Genomic DNA, 21,003 nt, shown 5'->3' with positions numbered 1-21,003 from the left:
GCTGCAAGAGGTCGACACCGCGATGAGCGTGAGGTACGTCGTCAAGCTCGACGGCGTCGACCTCGGCGCGTTCAGCAGCTGCGAGGGCCTCGGCGCCGAGGTGGTCATGGAGACGCGGGAGGAGGGCGGGAACAACACCCAGGTGTGGCAGCTGCCGACCCGCCTCAAGTACCCCAACATCAAGCTGAGTCGCCCGCTCGGGCGCGACACCGAGAAGCTCGCGACGTGGATCGCCAGCATGGCGAGCGGCTACAAGCGCCGCACCGGGACGATCCAGGCGATGAGCGCGAACGGGACCGTCATCGCCCAGTGGGGGCTCCTCGACGTCGTCCCCGTCCGCTGGACCGGTCCCTCCCTGTCCCCGGACAGCCCGAAGGTCGCGACGGAGTCCGTCGAGATCGCCCACCACGGCTTCATCTCTCCCGGCGCGACGGCCTGAGGAGGCCCGCCATGTCACCGTCACCCGTCGCCTTCGACGCCGCTGGGTCCGCCCAGGCCTCGCCGCTGACCGCGAGCGCGCGGCCCAAGCTCGAGCACGCCTACCTCCAGCTCTACGAGCCCTCGGCCGACGGCTCGCTCGCCAAGCCCGGGCCTGCGCTGGACCGCATCGAGTTCCAGTTCAACCCGCGCGAGCTCACGCTCGCCAAGTCCGCGAGCTGGGCGCGCGAGACCGGTACCGGGAACACGAAGAGCGGACCGCCGCAGTACAACGGCCCGCAGCCCTCGTCGCTCGCCCTCGAGATGTTCTTCGACGCCTCGGACACCCAGGACAACAGCGTCGTCAAGCGCGTCGACCGCCTGTTCAGCTGCTGCGTGCCCACGAGCGCCTCGCACGCGCAGAAGAAGGACTCCCCGCCGTGGGTGCTCTTCCGGTGGGGCGGGCTCACCGGGTTCCTCGCCTACATCGGCAGCGTCCAGGCGAAGTACACGCTCTTCACCTCGAGCGGCCTGCCCATCCGGGCCCTGTGCACCGTCACGCTGCAGGAGCTCGCGGGCGAGGCGCCGCGGCAGAACCCGACGTCGGGCAGCATCGTGCCCCGGCGGATCCACCGGCTCGTCGAGGGGGACACGCTCGCCGGCATCGCCTACCGGGAGTACGGGGACCCGGCCATGTGGCGTGCGGTCGCCGAGGCGAACGGCATCGACGACCCGTTCCGGCTCCGGCCGGGCCGGACCGTCCTCCTGCCGTCCCTCGTCGAGCTCGACCGGCGGCCCGCGCCGGACGCGCCCCTGCGCGCCGTCGGGGCACTGCCCGAGGAGGTGAGCCATGCCGTTCGGTGAGGAGTACAGCCACTCGGTCGTCGTGAAGATCGACGGGTCGCCGCTGGCGGACGACGTCGCGGACCTGCTCGTGACCGCCTACGTCGACGAGAGCCGCAACGTCGCTGCCCTCTTCGTCCTGCGCTTCAGCGACCCGCACGACCTCGTCCTCGACAAGGCCCGGGTCAAGGTCGGCGCAGACGTCACGATCGCGGCGCAGTCGAGCGGACCCGGGGGACCGGTCGAGCTCATGGCCGGGCAGGTGACGGCGATCGAGCGGGAGTTCAGCCCCGACGGCGCCCACACGCTCGTGCGCGGCTTCGACCACTCCCACTCCCTCCTCGGGGGCGCCCGGACGCGCGCGTTCGTCGACCAGAACGCCGCTGGGATCGCGCGCACCATCGGGGGCGAGGCCGGGCTGCAGGTGGAGGCGGAGAGCATCGGCCCCACGTACAAGCACCTCACCCAGGACGGGCTCAACGACTGGGAGTTCCTCCGGCGGCTCGCCGACTCCGTGGGCGCCGTCGTCACCGTGGGCGCACGCACCCTGCGGTTCACCAAGCCCGTCCAGGCCGCGGAGGCGCCGTCCGGCACGAGTGCCCGCCAGAGCCAGCAGGTCCTCGAGGTGGGCGTCAACCTCGTCTCGCTGCGTGCCACGCTCACGGCGACGGCCCAGGTGCCCGACGTCGAGGTCCGGGGCTGGGACGTCACCGCGAAGAACGAGCTCGTCTCCCGGGTGAAGCCCGCGGCCGAGGGTGCGCGGGTCGACGGCGGTGCCTCGGCCGCGGCGTTCGCCACCAAGGCCAGGACCGCCGCCCACGTCGAGTCCCGCTCGGCACTCGGCGTGCAGGACGCGGTCGCTGCCCGGGCGACGTCGCTCGCCGACCGCCGCGCCGGAGGCTTCGCCGAGCTCGACGGAACCGCGCGGGGCAACGCCGCGCTGCGTGCGGGGACCGCCGTCGTCCTCAAGGGCGCCGGGACACGCTTCGACGGCAAGTACGTCCTCAGCTCGGTGCGCCACGACTTCGACCCCGAGCTCGGATACCTCACGTCCTTCATCGTGAGCGACGCCTCGGAGCGCTCGCTCTACGGCGCCGTGACGGGGGGCGGACGCCCGGTGGCAGAGGGCGCCCGCGGCGTCGTCACGGCGATCGTGACGAACCTCAAGGACCCGGAGAAGCTCGGCCGCGTCAAGGTGAAGTTCCCCGTCCTCTCGGGCGACTACGAGAGCTGGTGGGCCCGGACGGTCCAGGCGGGCGCGGGCAACCGACGGGGGGCCACGATCCTGCCGGAGGTCAACGACGAGGTCCTCGTCGCGTTCGGGCAGGGCGACGTCAACGAGCCGTACGTGCTCGGTGGGCTCTACAACGGCAAGGACCAGCCGGGCAAGGCGTGGGCCGACCACATCGGCGAGAACGACGGCACCGTCACCCGCCGGGCGATCACCTCGCGCAAGGGAATGATCATCGAGATGGTCGAGACGCCCTCGGACGAGAAGCTGACCGTGAGCACGAACGACGGCGCGCAGCGCATCACGCTCCTCCAGAGCGCGGGCAAGGGCATCGAGATCATCTCGGAGGGCCCCGTGTCGGTGACGGCGAAGCAGGACGCCACCGTCACGTCGCAGCAGAACATCTCCGTGACGACGCAGTCCGGCAACGTCGACATCAAGGGCAACCAGGTCTCCGTCGAGGCGACGGCGAAGCTCCTCCTCAAGGGGGCCCAGGTCTCCGTCGAGGGGACGGCGAGCGTCGAGGCCAAGGCGACCAGCGTCAAGATCGCCGGCCAGGCCGCCGCGGAGCTCTCCGCCAGTGGGGTCACGACGGTCCGCGGCTCCCTCGTGAAGATCAACTGAGGAGCGGTGCCATGGGCCAGGAGTTCATCGGTGCGGGATGGGCGTTCCCGCTGTGCACGGACCAGACGGGTCGCATCGCGCTCGTCACCGACGAGCGGGAGATCGAGGAGAGCATCCGCCTCATCCTCGCGACCTCCCCGGGCGAGCGCCCGATGCGCCCGGAGTTCGGGTGCGCCGTGCACGACTACGTCTTCGCCCCGGCGGACGCCTCGACGGCGGGCGACATCGCCTACGCCGTGCGGGTCTCGCTCGAGCGGTGGGAACCACGCATCGATCTCGAGGGCGTCTCCGTCCGCTTCGACGCGGTCGACGACGGCGTGCTCTACATCGACATCCACTACAGCGTCCGCGGCACGAACGACCCGCGGAACCTCGTCTTCCCGTTCTACGTCATCCCCCAGCACGAGGCAGGTGTATGAGCATGCTTCCCGCCCCGAACCTCGACGACCGGCGGTTCCAGGACCTCGTCGACGACGCGAAGCGCCGGGTGCAGAACAACTGCCCCGAGTGGAGCGACCACAACGTCTCCGACCCCGGCGTCACCCTCATCGAGACGTTCGCCTTCATGGTCGACGAGCTGTCCTACCGCCTCAACCGGGTGCCGGACCGCCTCTACGTCACGTTCCTCGAGCTGCTCGGGGTGCGCCTGCACCCGCCGACGGCCGCCACGGCCGACCTGACGTTCTGGCTCTCCGCACCCCAGCCCGAGCCCGTGACCGTCCCCGCGCGGTCGGCGGCGGCCACCCTGCGCACGGAGCAGGAGGACGCCATCGTCTTCCTCACGTCCCACGCGCTCACGGTGCCGCCCAGGGTGCTCACGCACGTCATGACGCAGGAGGTTGACGCCGAGCCCGTCAACCGGGCGGAGCCGCTGCGCGCCGCGGACCGGTTCGCGTGCTTCGGCTCCCCGCCCCGGCCGGGCGACGTGCTCCTCCTCGGCCTCGACGACCCGGCGCCGTCGTGCGTCGTCGTCCTGCGCTTCGACTCCGACGTCCAGGGCGTCGGGGTCGACCCCCGGTACCCCCCGATCGTGTGGGAGGCGTGGACCGGCAAGGAGTGGCGGGCGTGCGAGGTCGACACCGACGGGACGGGGGGCCTCAACCGGGCCGGGGACGTCGTCCTCCACGTGCCGCCGGGCCACACCGCGTCGGTCATCGGGAACCTCCGGGCCGGCTGGATCCGCTGCCGCATCATCGACCCGGCCGAGGGCTACCCCCGCTACAGCGCCTCGCCGACCGTGAGCGCCGCCAGCGCGTTCACCATGGGCGGGACCGTGCCCGCCGCGCACGCCGAGACGGTGCTCGACGAGGTCATCGGGCTGTCCGAGGGGGTGCCAGGGCAGGTCTTCGCGCTCGAGCGCGCTCCCGTCGTCGCCGGGGGCCCGCCCTTCGTCGTCGAGGTGGCGGCCGGCGCCGGGTGGGAGGAGTGGACCGAGGTCGACTCCTTCTCGGGGTCCGGGCCGCAGGACCGCGTCGTCCGCGTCGACCGCTCCACCGGCGAGGTGCACTTCCCGCCGGCCGTGCGCGAGCCGGACGGGACGCTCCGGCACTACGGAGCCGTCCCACCGAAGGGGGCGCCCCTACGGGTGCCGGTCTATCTCACCGGCGGTGGGGTGCAGGGCAACGTCGCGGCCCGGGCCGTCACGGTCATGCGGAGCACGATCCCGCTCGTCGACCGTGTCGAGAACCGCCGCCCAGCCCTCGGCGGGGTCGCCGGGGAGACGGTGACCGAGGCCAAGGCGCGCGGCCCCCTCGCCCTGCGCACCCGCGACCGCGCGATCACCGCCGAGGACTACGAGCAGCTCGCACGCCGCGCCGCCCCGGGCATAGCGCGGGTGCGGTGCGTCCCGGCGACCGCGCCCGACGACGCCGGTGGCGTGCGCCTCCTCGTCGTCCCCTCGGCCGTGCCCGACCTGGACGCCCAGCTGCGCTTCGAGGACCTCGTCCCGTCCGAGACCGCGCTCGCGACGATGACGAACTACCTCGACGAGCGGCGGCCGGTCGGGGCCCGGGTCCTCGTCGAGCCGCCGTTCTACCAGGGGGTCACGGTGGTCGCGAGGCTGACCTCGCGCCCGCGCAGCGACGCGCAGCTCCTCGAGCAGGAGGCGGTGCGGGCGCTCAACCGGTACTTCGACCCGCTCACCGGTGGGCCCGACGGCGACGGCTGGCCGTTCGGCCGCCCCGTCCAGGCCGGCGAGGTGTACGCCGTCCTCCAGGCACTGGCGGGGACGGAGATCGTCGAGGACGTCAAGATCTTCGGGGCGGACCCCATCACCGGACGGCGGGGCGACCCGGCCCAGCGCATCGACCTCGACCCGAACGGCCTCGTCTTCTCCTTCCGCCACCAGGTGCGCGTCTCCGGAGGCCGGTGATGCGCGGCGTCGTGCCCGGGCTCGTCAGCCCCGTGCCGGTCGCCCAGCGCATGCCGGCGGTCTACCAGGAGGACGACTTCCTCCAGCGGTTCGTCCGCGCCTTCGACGACGCCCTCGCCCCCGTCTTCCTCAGCCTCGACGGCCTCGCCGGGTACGTCGACCCGGCGCTCGCCCCGCCCGACTTCCTCGACTGGCTCGCGGAGTGGGTGGGGATCGAGGTGGACGAGTCCTGGTCCGTGGAGCGGCGGCGGCACATCGTCGCCGGCGCCGCGGACCTCCACCGGCGCCGCGGCACGGTGCAGGGCGTGGTCGACGCCGTCCGCCTCGCCGTCGGAGGGCGCGTCGAGGTCACCGACAACGGCGGCTCCGCGTGGTCGCCGGTGAGCGGCGGCGCCGTCCCTGGCGCCCCGGACCCCTGGCTCCACGTCCGGGTCGCCGTGCCGGACCCCTCGACGGTCGACCGGCGGCGGCTCGAGGCCGTCGTCGCGGGGGTCAAGCCGGCCCACGTCCCGCACACCATCGACGTCGTGGAGGACAACGATGCAGATCTGCACTGACTGCGGCACCCGCAACGAGGACGACGAGCAGTTCTGCGGAGGGTGCGGTTCCTACCTGGAGTGGGCGGACGAGCAGGTGCCCGTGGCGGTCGCTGACGCCGACCCTGGCGCCGGCCCCCTCGCGGCAGACGTCGCCGACGACGGCGCGTCGTCCTACCCGGCCCCCCCGGAGGGCGACACGGTGCTCGCCCCGCCGACCGACGACGTCGGCGACGGTGCCGCCGATGACGGTGCCCCCGGGAGCGGCTCGCTCGCCCCGCCGAGCGACGACGTCGGTGACGCCGTGCGCGGCGCCGGCGCGGTGCCGGCCGCCGGGTCGGTCGAGGACGGTGGGAACCACGAGGACCGCGAGGACCGCCCGGACCGGGCTGCGAAGGACGCGGGCCCCGAGGAGCCGGTGGACGGCACAGCGGGCGGGGGGAACGGCGGCGGCCGTGGGGCGCTGGGGGTCGCGGCCGCCGCCGGGGCGGGGCTCGGCGCCGCCCGGGCGCTCGACCGCGCGACGGGCGGGCGCACGGGCGTCAGCCGCGCCACGGGCGGCCTCGGTCAGGTGGGCAGCACCGCCGGGCGGGGGCGCGGGGGCGCGGCACGTCTCCTGCGGGACGTCGCGGGGCGCGCGGGGGTCGACACGTCCGCCGCCGACCAGGCGCGCCGGGCAGGGAACGACGTCCGGCACGGCGCGGACCAGGTCCGCTCGTCCTCGACGCGCGTCGAGGACGCGCCGGCCGCGGCTGCCACCAAGCCCGCCCCGGCACGTCCCGCGCCCACGAGGCCGGCACCGGCCAAGCCCGCGAGGCCCGCGGTCCCGGCCGGCACCCCGGCGGGCGTCCAGCCGCGCAAGCCGGCCCCCGTGCGCCCGGGCGCACCGGCACCCCGCCGGCGCGTCGTGCCGGCCGCCGAGGACGAAGCACCACCGGCGCCCGGCGACCTCATCTGCGGCAGCTGCGGCGCGGGCAACACCCCGCAGCGCAGGTTCTGCCGCCGGTGCGGGGCGAGCCTCGCCGACGCGCCCGTCCAGCCCCAGCGGGCGTGGTGGCGGCGCGTGCTGCGGCCCGACCCCAAGCCGGGCCCCGTAGCCGGCGCGCGGCCGCGGGCACGCAAGAACCGGCGCTTCCCGACGGGGCTCGTCGTCACCCTCGTCATCCTCGGGCTCCTCGGCTTCGCGGGATGGACCTACCGTGACCAGATCGTCGGCGCCTACGACTCCGTGCTCGACCGCGTCCGGGGGGACTCCCAGGTGACGCCGGTGCACGACGTCCTGCACTCGAGCCAGGCCGAGGGGCGCACGGCGGTCCAGGCGCGGGACGGCCTGAGCGACCGCTCCTGGGCGCCCGTGCCGCTCGGCGAGGCTGCCGAGGGGGAGTGGATCCAGTTCACCTTCGAGGAGCCGTTCCGGCTCGTCCACGTCCTCATCACGGGCGGGAACTCCGCCGACGAGGAGCAGCGGCTCACCGAGGGCCGCCCTCGGGAGGTCCGCCTCGAGATGCACACCGCCGCCGGCGGCGAGCCCGTCCTGCACGAGGTCACGCTCGAGGACACGAGCGGTCCGCAGACGTTCACGTTCGACGGCATCGACGACGTGACCGGCGTCCGGCTCACGATCCTCTCGACGTACGGGGCGACGCCCGAGACTCCGGTCGCGGTGGCGGAGGTGGAGTTCCGCGGGCGGGGGTGACGGCGGCGGCGTCGGAGACGCCGAGGGCCGAGAGGACGCGGGCGTAGGAGCGCATCGCGCGCTGCGCGCCGGCCGGCTCGCCGGCGCGGCGGAGCGCCTCGATGAGGATGCGCCACGCGTCGTCGCGGTACTCGTCGATCTCGGTGCTGCGCTGGGCGGCCGCGACGGCGGCGACGGTGCGTCCCCGCTCGAGCTCGATCTCCGCCAGGGCGGCCGCCGCCTCCGCAGCCCGGCTCCGGTACCGCTCGCGGAAGCTCACCACCCAGTCCGCCGGCCCCTCCTCGGGGAACAGGTCCCCGCCGTACGCGGCGAGGGCCGTGCCGAGAGCAGTGACGGCCGCCTCGGTGCCACCGGTCCGGCGCGCGTCCGCCGCCGCCGCGAGGGCCGTCTCGAAGGTGGCGACGTCGCAGCGCGAACCGGGCCGCAGCGCGAGGGTGTAGGCCTCTCCGTCGCGGACGATGAGGCGGCTCTTGCGCCCGGGCACGCCGGGCTCGAGGGCGCCCCGCAGGCTCGAGACGCTCACCTGGAGGTTGTGCATCGCGGCGTCGGGGTCGAGGTCACCCCACAGGGCGTCGGCGAGGATCTCGCGGTGGACCGGCCGCCCGGCGTGCACCGAGAGGAACTTCAGGGTCGCCCGGGCCCGAGGGCGGACCACGCCGAGATCGATCTCGTCACCATCGACGACCAGCCGGAACGCGCCGAAGCACGTGAGCTCCACCGGCGCGGCCACCGCGGCCGGGACCTCGGCCGCCGGGGCCCGGTCACGTCCTGGCGGAGCGTCGGGTGGCGTCGCGGGGCCGACGGGGCGCTCCGGGGCGCCGGTCACCGCGCCCGCACCCACGTCCGGGTCGCTCGCCACAGCAGTGGCGCCCCACGCCCCGTCACGGCTGCGGGGTCGACTGGGGCTGGCGGTGCGGTCCGCCGTCGGGCCCTCCGGTCCGGTGCCTGGACCGCTCGCTCCGGGTGCGGGTGAGGTCACGCGCGGGAGCCAGGACCAGGGGCGGCAGTCGAGCCCGGCCGAGATCGCCGTCGAGCGGGCGAGGGAGAGCAGCTCGTCACGGTCCGCGGGGCGCGTGGCGGCGAGCGCCGCGTAGGCGAAGGCGGAGGCGCCGGGAACCCCCGCCGTCCGCGCGGCGGCCTCGGCCGCGCGGGCGGTGGCTGCGGCCTCGGGCAGGTCGAGGGTGGCTGCCTCCAGCGCGTGGATAGCGCGGATCCAGACCTCGAGGACCCCGGCGTCGAGCTCACGCAACCGGTCCGCGAGCGACTCGAGCGCGTCCGTGGCGGACCGCCCCGAGCGCAGGGTCGCCAGCGTCGCGGACGCCTCGATGAGGACCGCCGCCCACCGGTCGCCCCGGCTCTCGCAGTCCGCGAGGATCGCCGCGGTCTCGGCCCGCGCGCGGTGCCCGCCCAGGCTGACGGCCAGGCCGTTGGCCAGGCGCGCGAGCCACGGCATGCCCCGGCGCTCCGCCTCGACCTGGACCCGGTCGAACGTCGCCGTGCGGTGCGGGGGCCGCTCACCGAGGCTGCTGACGGTCGCGAGGACGAGCTGAGCGACGAGGGCGATGCGCGGGGAGCCCACGTCCTCGGCAACGGGCCGCAGCACCCGGCGACCACCGCGGCGGTCACCCGCGAGGACGAGCGCGATGCCCTCGGCGAGCACCGCCCGGTCGTCGTCGAGCTCGCGCGCCCGCCGAGCGGCGCCCAGGGGGTCGCTGCGCGTCGCCGCACGCAGGACGTCCCCCCAGCGGGGCCGGGGTGGGGGTGGCGCGCCGCGCCACGTGGCCACGGAGCGCCGCACGTCCTGGCACAGCGCCCGCCCGAGCGGTTCGGTGAACTGGGCCTCGGCGCGGCGGGAGGCGTCCTCCGCGGCGGAGAGCTGGCCGTCCGCGAGGAGGCGGCGCGCCTCGGCGAGGCAGCACCACGGGTCGGTCTCCGTCAGCCACGTCGGGAGCATCTGGGTCCAGGAGTTGTCGTCGGTGCCCACGCCGGCCCCGAGCACCCGTTCGGCGTGCGTCCCGAGAAGTCGCTGGACCGCCCCCCAGTCCTCGGCCCGGCACCGCGCACGCACCGCCTCGACGACGGCGTCCTCCTCCTCGAGGACCTGCGCCGCGCGCTGGTACCACTCCCGCGTCGGGGCGGGGCCGAGCTCCTCGCGCAGCGCGGTCTCGAGGTGGCGGCGGAGCACCTCGTGGTAGGTGAAGGTCTGGCCGCCGTCCTCGCTCGTCGTCAGCGCCTGGCGGTGCTCGAGCTCGAGGAGGGTGCGCTGCGAGTCGTCGGTGCCGAGGAGCGTGTCGCACCGCCGCGCGGTGAGGACGTCGAAGACGCACGTGCGGCGCAGGAAGTCCTGCATCTCGATCGGCAGGCCGGCGAGGACCTGGGCGGAGAGGTAGTCCTGCGCGTACCTGGAGCGCCCGGCGAGCGCGTGGACGGCACGGCGACGGTCTGCTGCCTGACCGCCCAGGGTCGAGAGGTGGAAGAGCTGGAGCGCGGCCGCCCAGCCCTGCGTGTAGCGCGTGAGGGCGGCGACGTCCTCGGGTGCCAACGGCGCGCGGTGGACGTTGCGGAAGAGCCGCTCGACCTCCCACGTGCGGAAGCGGAGGTCGTCGCCCGTGAGGACGACGGGAGGCTCGATCTCCGAGCGCGCGAGGTTGAACGTCGGCATCCGGCGCGACCCGATGAGCACGCGCAGGGCCGCGGGAGCCAGGACGAGGAACTGCTCGAGCTCCGTCTCGCTCGTCGTCCCGGCGACGGTATGGAGGTCGTCGACGACGAGCAGCAGCGGCTCGGTGCGCCGCTCGAGGAGGAGGGCGAGCTCGTCGGCCGTGGAGGGGGGCCGGGCCCCGTGGTCCGTCAGCCAGGGGCTCAGCGCCTGCCACAGCCACTCCACGAGGCGCCCCTGCACGGCGGCCGCGGCCTCGAGCCGGCACCACGCGGCCGGGAAGTCGAGGCTGCCCGCCCACTGCGCCATGAGCGTCGTCTTGCCCGTGCCGGCGGGGGCGATGACGAGCCCGATACGGCTCGTGCGGACGGGGTCGAGCGCGGCCAGGAGCTGGGGGCGCGCGAGGCCCCGGACGTTCGGCACGGCGACGATGGCGCGGGGAAGCCGCGTATGCCCTGAGTAGACGGCGGCCTGTCCGTCCATGGGTTCCCCCTCGCCGCTGACGTGGCGCCTTCAGGTGAGTGTAGGTGCAGGTCGCACCCTTGTGCGAGGACCGTCACGGGCGCCCGCTGCGCGGGGCGGCCCGCCGTCGTCGTCCGCCCTCAGGCGCCCCGGGCGGCGGCGACGGCTGCCGCGAGGAGCTCCCGCAGGGCGTCGGGGTCGAGGTCCTCGAGGCGCTTGACGTAGAGGCAGCCCTTGCCGGTCGTGTGCGGCCCGAGCCGTGCGAGGACGTCGGCATAGGCGTCGAAGCCGTCGGTGAGGTAGAGCGTCGTCGCCGCCTTGCGCGGGGAGAAACCGATGTCGAACCAGTCGAGCTCACGACCGGTGGCGTAGACGAGGTGCCGCCGACCGAAGCCGACGATGCCCGACCCCCACATCGCCGGGGTGTCGCCGGTGACCTCGCTCATGAGCGCGCAGACGCGCTCCGCGTCGGCGCGGCGGCGCGGGTCCGCCACGGAGGCGAGGAAGCCGGCGACGTCCTGCTCGGTCCGGCGGGTGCGCATCTCGGCCATACGGCCAGGATGGCAGGAAGGGGGCCGGGGGAGAAGGGGCCGGCGGGCTCAGCAGTGGGCGGCGGCGACGGCGAGGCGCAGCGCCCGCTCGAACCGCGTCTCCCGCTCCTGCGCACTCATGTCGGCCGAGCCGTCGAGGAGGTGGTCGGAGACGGTGAGGACCGTCAGCGCCTCCCGCCCGTGCTCGGCGGCGACGCCGTAGAGCGCCGCGGCCTCCATCTCGACGGCGAGTACCCCGTAGGCGCCCAGCTTCTCCACCTGGCCGGGGACGGCGAGGTAGAAGTGGTCGCGGGAGATGATCGTGCCGACGTGGACGCCGCCCTCGCCGTCCGCCTCGGCGGCCGTGGCCGCCGCCGCGGCGAGCGGGTAGGAGGCGACGGCGGAGAAGTTGACCCCGGGGATCCGCAGCTGGTTCATGGACGAGTCCGTGTGCGCGCCGAGCGCGATGACGACGTCGCCGACCCGCACGTCCGGTGCGATCCCGCCGGCCGTGCCGACGCGGATGATCCGCTGGACGTCGTACTCGCGGAAGAGCTCGGTCGCGTAGATCGTCGCCGACGGCTGGCCCATCCCCGACCCCATGACGCTGAGCGGCCGGCCGCCGACCGTTCCCGTGAACCCGAGCATGCCGCGCACGTCGGTGACGAGGCGCGCGTCGGGCATGAGCGTCTCGGCGATGCGCTGCGCGCGACGGGGGTCCCCGGGCATGAGGACGGCGGGGGCGAAGTCACCCTTGGCGGCGGCGATGTGCGGCGTGGGCATCGGTACTCCGGGGTCGGCGGGGCGGTGGTGCCCATGCTGCCACGCCGGCGCTCGCGACCTCGCCCGGCGCGGGGGTGCGCGAGCCGGGACGGCACCGGGTGGACCCGCCGCCTGCGCCAGGCGCGCCGCCGCTACGCTCGCGTCAGCACCCGAGGAAAGAGGACGACCATGAGCGACCAGCCGAGCGGATCACAGCCCGCCCGCGACGAGCACGGGCAGCAGGCGTACCAGCCGAGCGCACCGCAGACACCCCCGCCGCCGCCTGGCGCGGCTCCGCAGGCCCCGCCGCCGGGGTACAGCCCCCCCGCCCCGCAGGCACCGCCGGGCTACGGCCAGCCCGGGTACCCCGGCCAGCCGCAGTACGCACCCACCGGTTACGGCCAGCCGGGGTTCGCCCAGCCCGGGTTCGCCCAGCCGGCGAAGCCCTCGACCTTCGCGGGCCTGACGGACATGGGCTTCACCGCCCGCATCACCCCAGCCCTGGCGAAGGTGGCCTACATCGGCGTCGTCGTCCTGGCCGTACTCATCACGGTCGTCGGCGTCATCACGGGGATCAGCGCCTTCGGCGTGGCCGGTGACCCGTTCGTCGGTGGCGGCTCCTGGGTCGTCATCGGGCTCCTGTCCCTCGTCAGCGGGCCGGTCTGGGGCTTCCTCACGTTGGTCTTCGGGCGGTTCGCGCTCGAGCTCTTCCTCGACCACGCGGCGGTCGCCAAGGCGGCGTCGGGACGCGAGTGACCGGTGCCTCCTGCGGAGCCGCGGTACGCGTGACTCCGCGCACACCCGACAGGCCTGATGTGCATCGGCTCTGCGGCGAATGTAAATTCAGCGGGTGAGTCACGCCGGGAACGCTTCCTTCAGGTACCGCAACAGCGCCCTGCTGTCGGTCACGCACATCGAAGCGCCGGTACGGGTCTCCTCGGCCGAGTTCGAGGAGCGGCTGGCGCCCACGCGCAAGCGGCTGCGGCTGCCGGACAACCTCCTCGAGCGCGTCTCCGGCGTCGTCGAGCGCCGCTGGTGGGAGCCGGGCACCCTCTTCGACGACCCCGCCATCGAGGCCGGCGCCAAGGCGCTCGCCGAGGCCGGGGTCGACCCGGCCGAGGTCGGGCTCCTCATCAACACCTCGGTCACGCGCACGAACCTCGAGCCGTCCGTCGCCGTCCGCATCCACCACGGCCTCGGCCTGCCGTCCTCGGCCGTCAACTTCGACGTCTCGAACGCGTGCCTCGGGTTCGTCAACGGAATCATGCTCGCCTCGATGATGATCGACGCCGGTCAGATCCGGTACGCCGTCATCGTCAACTCCGAGGACTCCCGCGGCACGCAGGAGACGACGCTCGCGCGCCTGAGCGGCCCCGAGGTCACGCGCGCCGACTACAACCGCGAGTTCGCCTCCCTCACCCTCGGCAGCGGTGCGGCCGCCGCCGTCCTCGGCCGCGCCGACGAGCACGCTGGTGCCCACCGGATCGTCGGCGGCGTCTCGCGCGCCGGGACCGAGCACCACGCGCTGTGCGTGGGCGGGCTCGACGGGATGTTCACGGACACCAAGGGCCTGCTCGACGGCGGGCTCGAGCTCGTCGTCGACGCCTGGCGCGAGGCCAACAACGGCACGGGCTTCCGCTGGCACGACATGGACCGCTACGTCACGCACCAGATCTCCACCCCGTACACGAAGGCGATCGTCGACGCGATCGACCTCGACGCCGACCGCGTGCCGGTGACGTTCTCCCACTGGGGCAACGTGGGACCGGCGTCGCTGCCGATGACGCTGGCCGCGCAGGCGCCCTCGCTCACGAGCGGCGACCGGGTCCTGTGCATGGGGGTCGGCTCCGGCCTCAACACCGCCATGCTCGAGCTGACCTGGTAGTTCCCGTCCCGCCCACCGACGACCTCGACGAGGTGCCCCCCGCCGTGCCCAGCCCCACCGTGGACCTCTCCGCCCTGCCCGGCCTCGACCCCCGGTGGAGCCGCGAGATCACGGTGCCGGGGACGTCGGACACGCCGCCCGCGCGCTGGCACGTCCTCGACAACGGCGCGCAGCTCGACGCCGAGCCACGCGGCACGCTCCTCGCCGTCCACGGCAACCCGACCTGGTCCTACCTGTGGCGCGACCTCCTCGCCGCGGGCGTGGCGCGCGGCTGGCGCGTCGTCGCCGTCGACCAGCTCGGCATGGGCCTGTCCGAGCGCGACGGGCGCATGCACCGTCTCGCCGACCGGGTGAGCGAGCTCGGCGCGCTCACCGACGCCCTCGGCCTCGACGGGCCCGTCGTCACCGTGGGCCACGACTGGGGCGGGGTCGTCTCCCTCGGCTGGGCGGTCGCGCACCGCGACCAGCTCGCCGGGCTCGTCCTGACGAACACGGCCGTCCACCACGACGACGCCACGCGGATCCCGGCGCTCCTCCAGCTCGCGGGGCACCCCGCCGTCCACGGCTGGGGCACCCGGACCAGCGCGACGTTCCTGCGCACGACTCTCGCGCTCGCCGACCCGGCCCTCGCCCCGGACGTGCGCGACGCCTACCACGCCCCGTACCGGACGGCGGACCGGCGCCAGGCGATCGCCGACTTCGTCAGCGACATCCCCGCCGGCCCCGACCACCCGAGCCACCCCGCGCTCGCGGCGATCGCCGAGGGCGTGCGCACGCTCGCCGTCCCCGCGCTCGTCATGTGGGGCCCGCGCGACCCCGTGTTCCAGAACCGGTACCTGCGCGACCTCCTCCGGCGCCTCCCGCACGCGGACGTCCACCGGTTCGAGGGCGCCGGCCACCTCCTGCCCGAGGACGCCGACGTCGCCGGGACCGTCATGACCTGGCTCGACGCCCGGCTCGGCACGGCCGACGACGGCTCCGCGGACGACGGCGCCGCGCCCGCGCCGTCGGCGGGGAAGGACTTCGTCGCCGTCTCGACGGTGCTCGAGACGTACGCCCGCCGCAGCGGCCCCGCCGTCGTCGCGCTCTCCGGCGGCCGCGTCCGCACGCTCGCGTGGTCCGAGCTGGCCGACCGCGTCCACGACCTCGCCGCCGGCCTCCTCGACGCCGGTGTGCGGCCCGGGCACCGCGTCAGCCTCCTCGTCACTCCCGGCGTCGACCTCACGACGTGCCTCTTCGCGTGCCTGCGCATCGGCGCCGTCGTCGTCCTCGCGGACCAGGGGCTCGGGCTCGCCGGGATGAGCCGGGCGATCCGCGGCGCGGACCCGGACCACCTCATCGGGATCGAGCGCGGCCTCGCCGGCGCGCGCCTCCTCGGCTGGCCGGGCCGCCGCATCGCCGTCGACGACCTCGCCCCCGCCCGGCGCCGGGTGCTCGGGGTGAGCGCGAGCGTCGGCGAGCTCATCGCCCGCGGTGCCTCGCTCCGGGCCGAGGGGGCCGACCTCGGCCCCATGCCGGACGCCGACGACGACGCCGCCATCCTCTTCACGTCGGGCTCCACCGGCGCCGCCAAGGGCGTCCTCTACACGCAGGGCGGCCTCGCGGCGATGCGCGACGCCCTCGCCACGACGTACGGGCTCGGCGCCGACTCCCAGCTCGTCGCCGGGTTCGCCCCCTTCGCGCTGCTCGGCACCGCTCTCGGGGCCGTCTCCGTCACCCCCGACATGGACGTCACCGCCCCGGCGACCCTGACGGCGGCGGCGCTCGCCGACGCGGTGGCCGCCGGTGGCGCCGGCGCGGTGTTCACCTCGCCGTCGGCGCTGACGAACGTCCTGCGCACGGCAGGCGACCTCGACGCCGGCCGGCGCGCGGCGCTCGCCGGGGTCAGGCTCTTCCTCTCCGCCGGCGCGCCCGTCGCGCCCGAGCTCCTCGCCCGCGTCGGTGAGGTCATGCCGAACGCCGAGCCGCACACCCCGTACGGCATGACCGAGGTGCTGCCCGTCACCGACGTCGACCTCGCGGCGATCCGCGCGGCCGAGGACGACGCGCGCAGCGGCGCCGTGGTCGGCGCGGGGAACGGCACGTGCGTGGGCACGCCCGTGCCCGGCGCGGACGTGCGCGTCCTCCCGCTCGACGCCGACGGCGCCGCGACCGGGGCACCGACCTCCGCCCCGGGGGTCACGGGTGAGCTCCTCGTCACCGCCCCGCACCTGAAGAAGGCCTACGACCGGCTCTGGGCGACCCAGGCGGCGAGCGGCGACCACGCGGGCTGGCACCGCACCGGGGACGTGGGGCACCTCGACGCCGCGGGACGCGTCTGGGTCGAGGGGCGCCTCGCGCACATCATGACGACGCCGCTGGGCACCGTCACGCCCGTCGACGTCGAGCACCGCGTCCAGCGGGTCCGCGGGGTGCGGCGCGCGGCCGCCGTCGGCGTCGGCCCCGCCGGGACCCAGCAGGTCGTCGTCGTCCTCGAGACCGACCCCGCGCTCGACCCGCGCGCCCTCGCCCGGCCCTCGCTCGCCACGCCGGGACTCGCGCGCGCGGTCCGCCGCGCCGCGGGCGTCCCCGTCGCCGCGGTGCTGCGGGTGGCCGAGCTCCCCACGGACGTGCGGCACAACTCCAAGATCGAGCGCGGTCGCCTGGCCCGGTGGGCCACGCGCGCCCTCGCCGGCGGACGGATCCCGGCCCCATGACCCCGTCCCCCCTCGTTCGTCATGCCCCGTCCCCCGTTCGTGATCATGCAGAGGTGCCGGGTCCCGGCGGTGGGGCCGCGCGTGTCCTCGTCACGGGGGCGAGTGGCCTCCTGGGGGGCGCGGTGGCGCGGCTCCTCCTCGGGCGCGGGTACGACGTCACGACGTTCCAGCGCCGTCCGTCCGGCGTCACGGGTGCGCGGGACGTCGCCGGCTCGCTCGACGACCGCTCCGCGATCGCTGCCGCCGTCGCCGGCCAGCACGCCGTCATCCACCTCGCGGCCAAGGTGTCGGTGAGCGGGGACCTCGCCGACTACGAGCGGGTCAACGTCCGCGGCACGCAGGACCTCCTCGCCGCCGCCAAGAGGGCGGGGGTGACGCGGTTCGTCCAGGTGTCCTCCCCCTCCGTGGCGCACACCGGGTCGGCGCTCGTCGGTGCCGGCGCCGGACCGGCCGAGCCGCAGCGCGCGCGCGGCAGCTACGCCCGCACGAAGGCGGCCGCCGAGGTCGCGGCGCTCGCGGCCGACGCGCCCGGTTTCGCAGTGACGGCGGTGCGCCCGCACCTCGTGTGGGGACCGGGTGACACCCAGCTCGTCGCGCGGATCGTCGAGCGGGCCCGCGCGGGCCGGCTCCCGTTGCTCGACGACGGCGCCGCGCTCGTCGACACGGTCTACGTCGACAACGCCGCGGAGGCGATCGTCGCGGCGCTCGAGCGCATCGAGGCGGCGCACGGCGAGGCCTTCGTCGTCACGAACGGCGAGCCGCGGCCGATCGGGGACGTCCTCGCCGGGATGTGCCTCGCCGCCGGGGTGCGGCCGCCGTCGTGGCGGGTGCCCGCGGTGCTCGCCACGGTGGCCGGCGCCGTCGTCGAGGTGGTGTGGTCCGTGCGGCCGGGCGAGGACGAGCCGCCCATGACGCGGTTCCTCGCCGAGCAGCTCTCGACGGCGCACTGGTTCGACCAGCGCCGCACGCGCGAGGTCCTCGGCTGGCGCCCGCGCGTGAGCATCGACGAGGGCCTCGCGCGCCTCGCGGCGCACTACCGCGCCTGAGGTCGGGTCAGAGCTCCTCGTGGGTGGCCGGGTCGCCGCCGATGCGGGTCTGCTCGAGGCTGGAGAGCTCGGTCATCTCCGCCGGGCTCAGCTCGAACGAGAAGACGTCGAGGTTCGTGCGCTGGCGCTCGGGGTCGGCGGACTTGGGGATCGGCACGGCCCCGAGCTGGACGTGCCAGCGCAGGACGACCTGCGCCACCGTGACGCCGTGCGCGGCGGCTGCCCCTTCGACCGCGGGGTGGGCGAGGACGTCGCTCTTGCGCCCGAGGGGGCTCCAGCTCTGCGTGAGGATCCCGCGCTCGGCGTGCGTCGCCCGCGCCACCTCCTGGGTGAAGTAGGGGTGGAGCTCGACCTGGTTGAGGGCGGGCACGACGCCGGTCTCCCGCTCGAGGCGGTCGAGGTGCTCGGGCGTGAAGTTGGAGACCCCGATCGAGCGCACGGCGCCCTCCTCGCGGAGCCGGATGAGCGCGCGCCACGAGTCGACGTAGGCGTCGAGCCGCGGCAGGGGCCAGTGGATGAGGTAGACGTCGACGTAGTCGAGGCCGAGCGCGGCCCGGGAGCGCTCGAACGCGGCGAGCGCGGAGGAGTAGCCCTGGTCCGCGCCGCGCAGCTTTGTCGTCACCACGAGCTCGGAGCGCGGGACGTCGGAGGCGGCGATGCCGCGCCCGACGGCGGCCTCGTTGCCGTAGCTCGCGGCCGTGTCGACGAGGCGGTACCCCGCCTCCAGCGCGTGGCGCACGGCGGTGGGCGCGACGTCGTCGTCCATCGGGTACGTGCCCAGGCCGAGGGCGGGGATCTCGTGGCCGTCGCTGAGGGTGCGGGTGGGGATCATGGTCCCAGTCTGGCCCGCCGCTATCCTGGCCGCTGATCTGATGACGGTCCGGCCGCGCCGCGACCCCCCCACCGAGGAGCACGCGTGCCCGTACGGCTGGTCGCCTTCGACCTGGACGACACCCTCACCCCGAGCAAGTCCCCGATCGCTCCCGAGATGGCCAGCGCCCTCGGTGACCTCCTCGCCCTCACCCAGGTGTGCATCATCTCCGGCGGGCAGCTCGCGCAGTTCACCGAGCAGGTGACGGAGCGGCTCGACCTCGACGCCGCCCGCCTCGGGCGCCTCCACCTCATGCCGACGTGCGGCACGCGCTACTACCGGCACGACGGCGCCGCCTGGACGCAGGTGTACGCGAACGACCTCACCGATTCCGAGCGCACCGACGCCCTCGCCGTCGTCGAGGCGCAGGCCCGCCGGCTCGGCCTGTGGGCGGACCGCACGTGGGGCCCGATCATGGAGGACCGCGGCTCGCAGATCACCTTCTCCGCCCTCGGCCAGGCCGCGCCGCTCGCCGAGAAGAAGGCGTGGGACCCCACGGGGGAGCGCAAGGAGTCCCTGCGCGCCGCCGTCGCCGCGCTGCTGCCCGACCTCGAGGTGCGCTCCGGCGGGTCGACGTCGGTCGACATCACCCGCAAGGGCGTCGACAAGGCCTACGGGATGACCCGCCTCGCGGAGCAGACGGGCGTGCCGCTCGGCGACATGCTCTTCGTCGGCGACCGGCTCGACGAGGGCGGCAACGACTACCCGGTCAAGGCGCTCGGCGTCGAGTGCGAGGCCGTCACCGGCTGGGAGGAGACGGTCGTGCTCGTGCGAGACCTCGTCGCCGCGCTCGCGTCCGCGGGGGCCGCCTCCCGCCGGTAGGGAGGGCCAGGTCAGGCTCCGAGCGTCTCGAGCACCGCGCGGACCTGCGCGAGCCGGGGGACGCCGGTGCGGCGCTCGACGACGTGCCCCGCCGCGTCGAGCACGAGGATCGTCGGCGTCTCGGTGAGGGCGAGACGCTCGGCGAGCGCCTCGTGCCCGGTGACGTCGACGTCGACGTGGACGACGCCGTGGCTCGTCGCGGCGGCGCGGGCGAGGACGGTCCGGGCCGAGCGGCACGGGGCGCAGAACGTCGTCGAGAGCTGGACGAGCGTCGCGCGCTCACCGAGCGGGGTCTCGGCCGGCAGGAGGTCGGCCGCCGTGAGGACGTCAGGCGCCGCGAGGGGCTCGGGCGCCCCGGCGGGGCGCCCGCTCACGCGCCGTCGGGGGCGAAGAGCGTGAGGGCCGGCGCGTGCTGGACGAGCCAGGGGCTCAGGGCCCACGGCGCGGAGTCGATCGCCTGGCGCAGCGCCGCAGGTGCGACCCACGCGTAGGCCATCACCTCGCTGGGGTTCGGCACGGGCTCGCCGGTGGTGCGCGCGGTGAAGACGGGGCAGATCTCGTTCTCGACGATGCCCGAGTCGTCGACGGCGCGGTAGCGGAAGTCGGGGGCGGACTCGGTGATGTCGACGAGCTCGAGGCCGAGCTCGTCGCGCGCCCGCCGCGCGATCGCGTCGGCGAAGGGCTCCCCGGGGGCAGGGTGCCCGCACACCGAGTTGGTCCACACCCCGGGCCACGTCTTCTTCGACAGCGCGCGGCGGGTGACGAGCACGTCGCCGTCGGCGTTGAGGACGTGGCAGGAGAACGCGAGGTGGAGGGGCGTGCTCGACGTGTGGACGGTCGCCTTGGCCGCGGTGCCGACGGCGTTGCCGTCCTCGTCGAGGAGGACGACGGTCTCGATGTGCTCGCCGGTCTCGTCGGCGCGTGCGGTGGGCGCGAGGCTGTTCATCCGGTGAGTGTAGGTCGGTCCGCGCGGGCGCGCACCGCTCTTCCGTGCGAGCGGGGAGCGACCGCAATCATCATCCGCGGGCGGTCGTGGCTACCGGCGGTACGTGAGCACCGACGTGTTCTGCGCGGTGCGCACCATGGCCACGGCGAACTCGAGGCTCACCCGGATGAGGACGATGTAGACGAGGGCGGGGATCCACCCGAGCAGGAGGGCGGCCAGACCGGCACCTGGGCTGTCGAGGAAACCGACGATGGTCGCGAACAGCCACAGCACGCCGACGACGACGATGGCGATCACGTAGATGACCTTGGCGAAGGACAGGGTCACGAAGCTCTTGAACGACAGGTCGAACAGGGCCCCGAAGAACCCCTTCTCGGACGCCCCGGGGGCACCCTGCGGGCTGGGCGCGTTCCACGGCGCGGCCCCGTACCCGCCGCCGGGGGGCGGCGGGCCGGCCGGGGGACCGGGGGGTGGTTGCGGCGGTTGGTACGGCCCCGGCGTCTGCCCGTACCCCTGCCCGCCCTGGGCGTTGCCGCCGTCGTACCCACCCGTCGCCTGGCTCATCGTCGTTCCCCTGTCCTGCAGGTGCGTTGCCTGCAGCCACAC

The 21,003-nt window shown here is 75.1% G+C and carries 19 protein-coding genes; 12 read left to right on the top strand and 7 right to left on the bottom strand.

Annotated elements, in window-relative coordinates; all coding sequences use genetic code 11:
* Nucleotide 1: 1 nt before the first annotated feature.
* Genes V2J63_RS09520 through V2J63_RS09490 form a run of 7 tightly spaced genes read left to right on the top strand, consistent with a single transcriptional unit; the run spans nucleotide 2 to nucleotide 7,718 of the window.
* Nucleotides 2-439, top strand: a complete 438-nt coding sequence (locus V2J63_RS09520; RefSeq protein WP_491062031.1) for a phage tail protein — start codon at nucleotides 2-4, stop codon at nucleotides 437-439.
* An 11-nt stretch (nucleotides 440-450) separates the two neighbouring features.
* Nucleotides 451-1,281, top strand: coding sequence for a CIS tube protein (locus V2J63_RS09515; protein ID WP_331230800.1), 831 nt, complete (start codon nucleotides 451-453; stop codon nucleotides 1,279-1,281).
* A complete protein-coding gene (locus V2J63_RS09510) occupies nucleotides 1,268-3,115 on the top strand; it encodes a VgrG-related protein (RefSeq protein WP_331230799.1) in 1,848 nt (615 codons plus the stop codon). Before V2J63_RS09515 ends, V2J63_RS09510 begins: the two co-directional genes overlap by 14 nt.
* Nucleotides 3,116-3,126: 11 nt before the next feature.
* Nucleotides 3,127-3,534, top strand: coding sequence for a GPW/gp25 family protein (locus V2J63_RS09505; protein WP_331230798.1), 408 nt, complete (start codon nucleotides 3,127-3,129; stop codon nucleotides 3,532-3,534).
* Nucleotides 3,535-3,536: 2 nt separating this feature from the next.
* Nucleotides 3,537-5,486, top strand: a complete 1,950-nt coding sequence (locus V2J63_RS09500; protein ID WP_491062231.1) for a putative baseplate assembly protein — start codon at nucleotides 3,537-3,539, stop codon at nucleotides 5,484-5,486.
* Nucleotides 5,486-6,043, top strand: a complete 558-nt coding sequence (locus tag V2J63_RS09495; RefSeq protein WP_331230796.1) for a phage tail protein — start codon at nucleotides 5,486-5,488, stop codon at nucleotides 6,041-6,043. The genes V2J63_RS09500 and V2J63_RS09495 overlap by 1 nt, the downstream gene beginning before the upstream one ends.
* Complete coding sequence (locus V2J63_RS09490; protein ID WP_331230795.1) at nucleotides 6,027-7,718, top strand: NADase-type glycan-binding domain-containing protein; 1,692 nt, start codon at nucleotides 6,027-6,029, stop codon at nucleotides 7,716-7,718. Before V2J63_RS09495 ends, V2J63_RS09490 begins: the two co-directional genes overlap by 17 nt.
* Here V2J63_RS09490 and V2J63_RS09485 read toward each other — a convergent pair.
* The 3 genes from V2J63_RS09485 to deoD all read right to left on the bottom strand — a co-directional run bounded on the left by V2J63_RS09485 (nucleotide 7,639) and on the right by deoD (nucleotide 12,152).
* Nucleotides 7,639-10,860, bottom strand: coding sequence for an AfsR/SARP family transcriptional regulator (locus V2J63_RS09485; protein WP_331230794.1), 3,222 nt, complete (start codon nucleotides 10,858-10,860; stop codon nucleotides 7,639-7,641). The genes V2J63_RS09490 and V2J63_RS09485 overlap by 80 nt on opposite strands.
* A gap of 119 nt (nucleotides 10,861-10,979) precedes the next feature.
* Nucleotides 10,980-11,390: a DUF1801 domain-containing protein gene (locus tag V2J63_RS09480; protein WP_331230793.1), complete on the bottom strand. Its 411-nt coding sequence runs from the start codon at nucleotides 11,388-11,390 to the stop codon at nucleotides 10,980-10,982.
* Between the two features lie 48 nt (nucleotides 11,391-11,438).
* Nucleotides 11,439-12,152, bottom strand: coding sequence for a purine-nucleoside phosphorylase (gene deoD, locus V2J63_RS09475; RefSeq protein ID WP_331230792.1), 714 nt, complete (start codon nucleotides 12,150-12,152; stop codon nucleotides 11,439-11,441).
* A 168-nt stretch (nucleotides 12,153-12,320) separates the two neighbouring features.
* Here deoD and V2J63_RS09470 point away from each other — a divergent pair, with 168 nt between their 5' ends.
* From V2J63_RS09470 to V2J63_RS09455, 4 genes are all read left to right on the top strand, one after another.
* On the top strand, nucleotides 12,321-12,887 hold the full coding sequence (locus tag V2J63_RS09470; protein WP_331230791.1) for a DUF4282 domain-containing protein: 567 nt from the start codon (nucleotides 12,321-12,323) through the stop codon (nucleotides 12,885-12,887).
* 94 nt (nucleotides 12,888-12,981) lie between these two features.
* Nucleotides 12,982-14,016, top strand: coding sequence for a 3-oxoacyl-ACP synthase III (locus V2J63_RS09465; protein WP_331230790.1), 1,035 nt, complete (start codon nucleotides 12,982-12,984; stop codon nucleotides 14,014-14,016).
* A 44-nt stretch (nucleotides 14,017-14,060) separates the two neighbouring features.
* Nucleotides 14,061-16,712 (top strand): alpha/beta fold hydrolase, encoded by a 2,652-nt coding sequence (locus V2J63_RS09460; RefSeq protein WP_331230789.1) that lies wholly within the window; start codon nucleotides 14,061-14,063, stop codon nucleotides 16,710-16,712.
* A gap of 53 nt (nucleotides 16,713-16,765) precedes the next feature.
* Nucleotides 16,766-17,758: an NAD-dependent epimerase/dehydratase family protein gene (locus V2J63_RS09455; protein WP_331230788.1), complete on the top strand. Its 993-nt coding sequence runs from the start codon at nucleotides 16,766-16,768 to the stop codon at nucleotides 17,756-17,758.
* Nucleotides 17,759-17,765: 7 nt separating this feature from the next.
* Here the strand turns inward: V2J63_RS09455 and V2J63_RS09450 are convergent, their stop codons facing one another.
* The gene (locus V2J63_RS09450; protein ID WP_331230787.1) at nucleotides 17,766-18,590 is read right to left on the bottom strand and encodes an aldo/keto reductase; all 825 of its coding nucleotides are present in this window, start codon (nucleotides 18,588-18,590) and stop codon (nucleotides 17,766-17,768) included.
* 84 nt (nucleotides 18,591-18,674) lie between these two features.
* Between V2J63_RS09450 and V2J63_RS09445 the strand changes: the two genes are divergently transcribed.
* Complete coding sequence (locus V2J63_RS09445) at nucleotides 18,675-19,451, top strand: HAD-IIB family hydrolase (protein WP_331230786.1); 777 nt, start codon at nucleotides 18,675-18,677, stop codon at nucleotides 19,449-19,451.
* Nucleotides 19,452-19,462: 11 nt separating this feature from the next.
* Here V2J63_RS09445 and V2J63_RS09440 read toward each other — a convergent pair whose 3' ends face one another.
* The 3 genes from V2J63_RS09440 to V2J63_RS09430 form a co-directional block, all read right to left on the bottom strand.
* Nucleotides 19,463-19,825: a TlpA family protein disulfide reductase gene (locus V2J63_RS09440; RefSeq protein WP_331230785.1), complete on the bottom strand. Its 363-nt coding sequence runs from the start codon at nucleotides 19,823-19,825 to the stop codon at nucleotides 19,463-19,465.
* Nucleotides 19,822-20,397, bottom strand: a complete 576-nt coding sequence (gene idi, locus V2J63_RS09435) for an isopentenyl-diphosphate Delta-isomerase (protein ID WP_331230784.1) — start codon at nucleotides 20,395-20,397, stop codon at nucleotides 19,822-19,824. Before idi ends, V2J63_RS09440 begins: the two co-directional genes overlap by 4 nt.
* Before the next feature lie 90 nt (nucleotides 20,398-20,487).
* Nucleotides 20,488-20,961, bottom strand: coding sequence for a DUF4282 domain-containing protein (locus V2J63_RS09430; RefSeq protein WP_331230783.1), 474 nt, complete (start codon nucleotides 20,959-20,961; stop codon nucleotides 20,488-20,490).
* Nucleotides 20,962-21,003 lie beyond the last annotated feature (42 nt).

The organism is Georgenia wangjunii, from assembly GCF_036421975.1.
Lineage (GTDB): Bacteria > Actinomycetota > Actinomycetes > Actinomycetales > Actinomycetaceae > Georgenia_A > Georgenia_A wangjunii.
This window is presented reverse-complemented; position numbering and strand designations above follow the sequence as displayed.

Excerpts from the sequence above, each read along its gene's own strand:
- V2J63_RS09470 (WP_331230791.1), top strand. The coding sequence starts at position 12,321 with ATGAGCGACCAGCCGAGCGGATCACAGCCCGCCCGCGACGAGCACGGG.
- V2J63_RS09450 (WP_331230787.1), bottom strand. The coding sequence starts at position 18,590 with ATGATCCCCACCCGCACCCTCAGCGACGGCCACGAGATCCCCGCCCTC.
- V2J63_RS09500 (WP_491062231.1), top strand. The coding sequence starts at position 3,537 with ATGCTTCCCGCCCCGAACCTCGACGACCGGCGGTTCCAGGACCTCGTC.
- V2J63_RS09510 (WP_331230799.1), top strand. The coding sequence starts at position 1,268 with ATGCCGTTCGGTGAGGAGTACAGCCACTCGGTCGTCGTGAAGATCGAC.
- V2J63_RS09485 (WP_331230794.1), bottom strand. The coding sequence starts at position 10,860 with ATGGACGGACAGGCCGCCGTCTACTCAGGGCATACGCGGCTTCCCCGC.
- V2J63_RS09495 (WP_331230796.1), top strand. The coding sequence starts at position 5,486 with ATGCGCGGCGTCGTGCCCGGGCTCGTCAGCCCCGTGCCGGTCGCCCAG.
- V2J63_RS09505 (WP_331230798.1), top strand. The coding sequence starts at position 3,127 with ATGGGCCAGGAGTTCATCGGTGCGGGATGGGCGTTCCCGCTGTGCACG.
- deoD (WP_331230792.1), bottom strand. The coding sequence starts at position 12,152 with ATGCCCACGCCGCACATCGCCGCCGCCAAGGGTGACTTCGCCCCCGCC.
- V2J63_RS09515 (WP_331230800.1), top strand. The coding sequence starts at position 451 with ATGTCACCGTCACCCGTCGCCTTCGACGCCGCTGGGTCCGCCCAGGCC.
- V2J63_RS09480 (WP_331230793.1), bottom strand. The coding sequence starts at position 11,390 with ATGGCCGAGATGCGCACCCGCCGGACCGAGCAGGACGTCGCCGGCTTC.
- V2J63_RS09430 (WP_331230783.1), bottom strand. The coding sequence starts at position 20,961 with ATGAGCCAGGCGACGGGTGGGTACGACGGCGGCAACGCCCAGGGCGGG.
- V2J63_RS09490 (WP_331230795.1), top strand. The coding sequence starts at position 6,027 with ATGCAGATCTGCACTGACTGCGGCACCCGCAACGAGGACGACGAGCAG.
- idi (WP_331230784.1), bottom strand. The coding sequence starts at position 20,397 with ATGAACAGCCTCGCGCCCACCGCACGCGCCGACGAGACCGGCGAGCAC.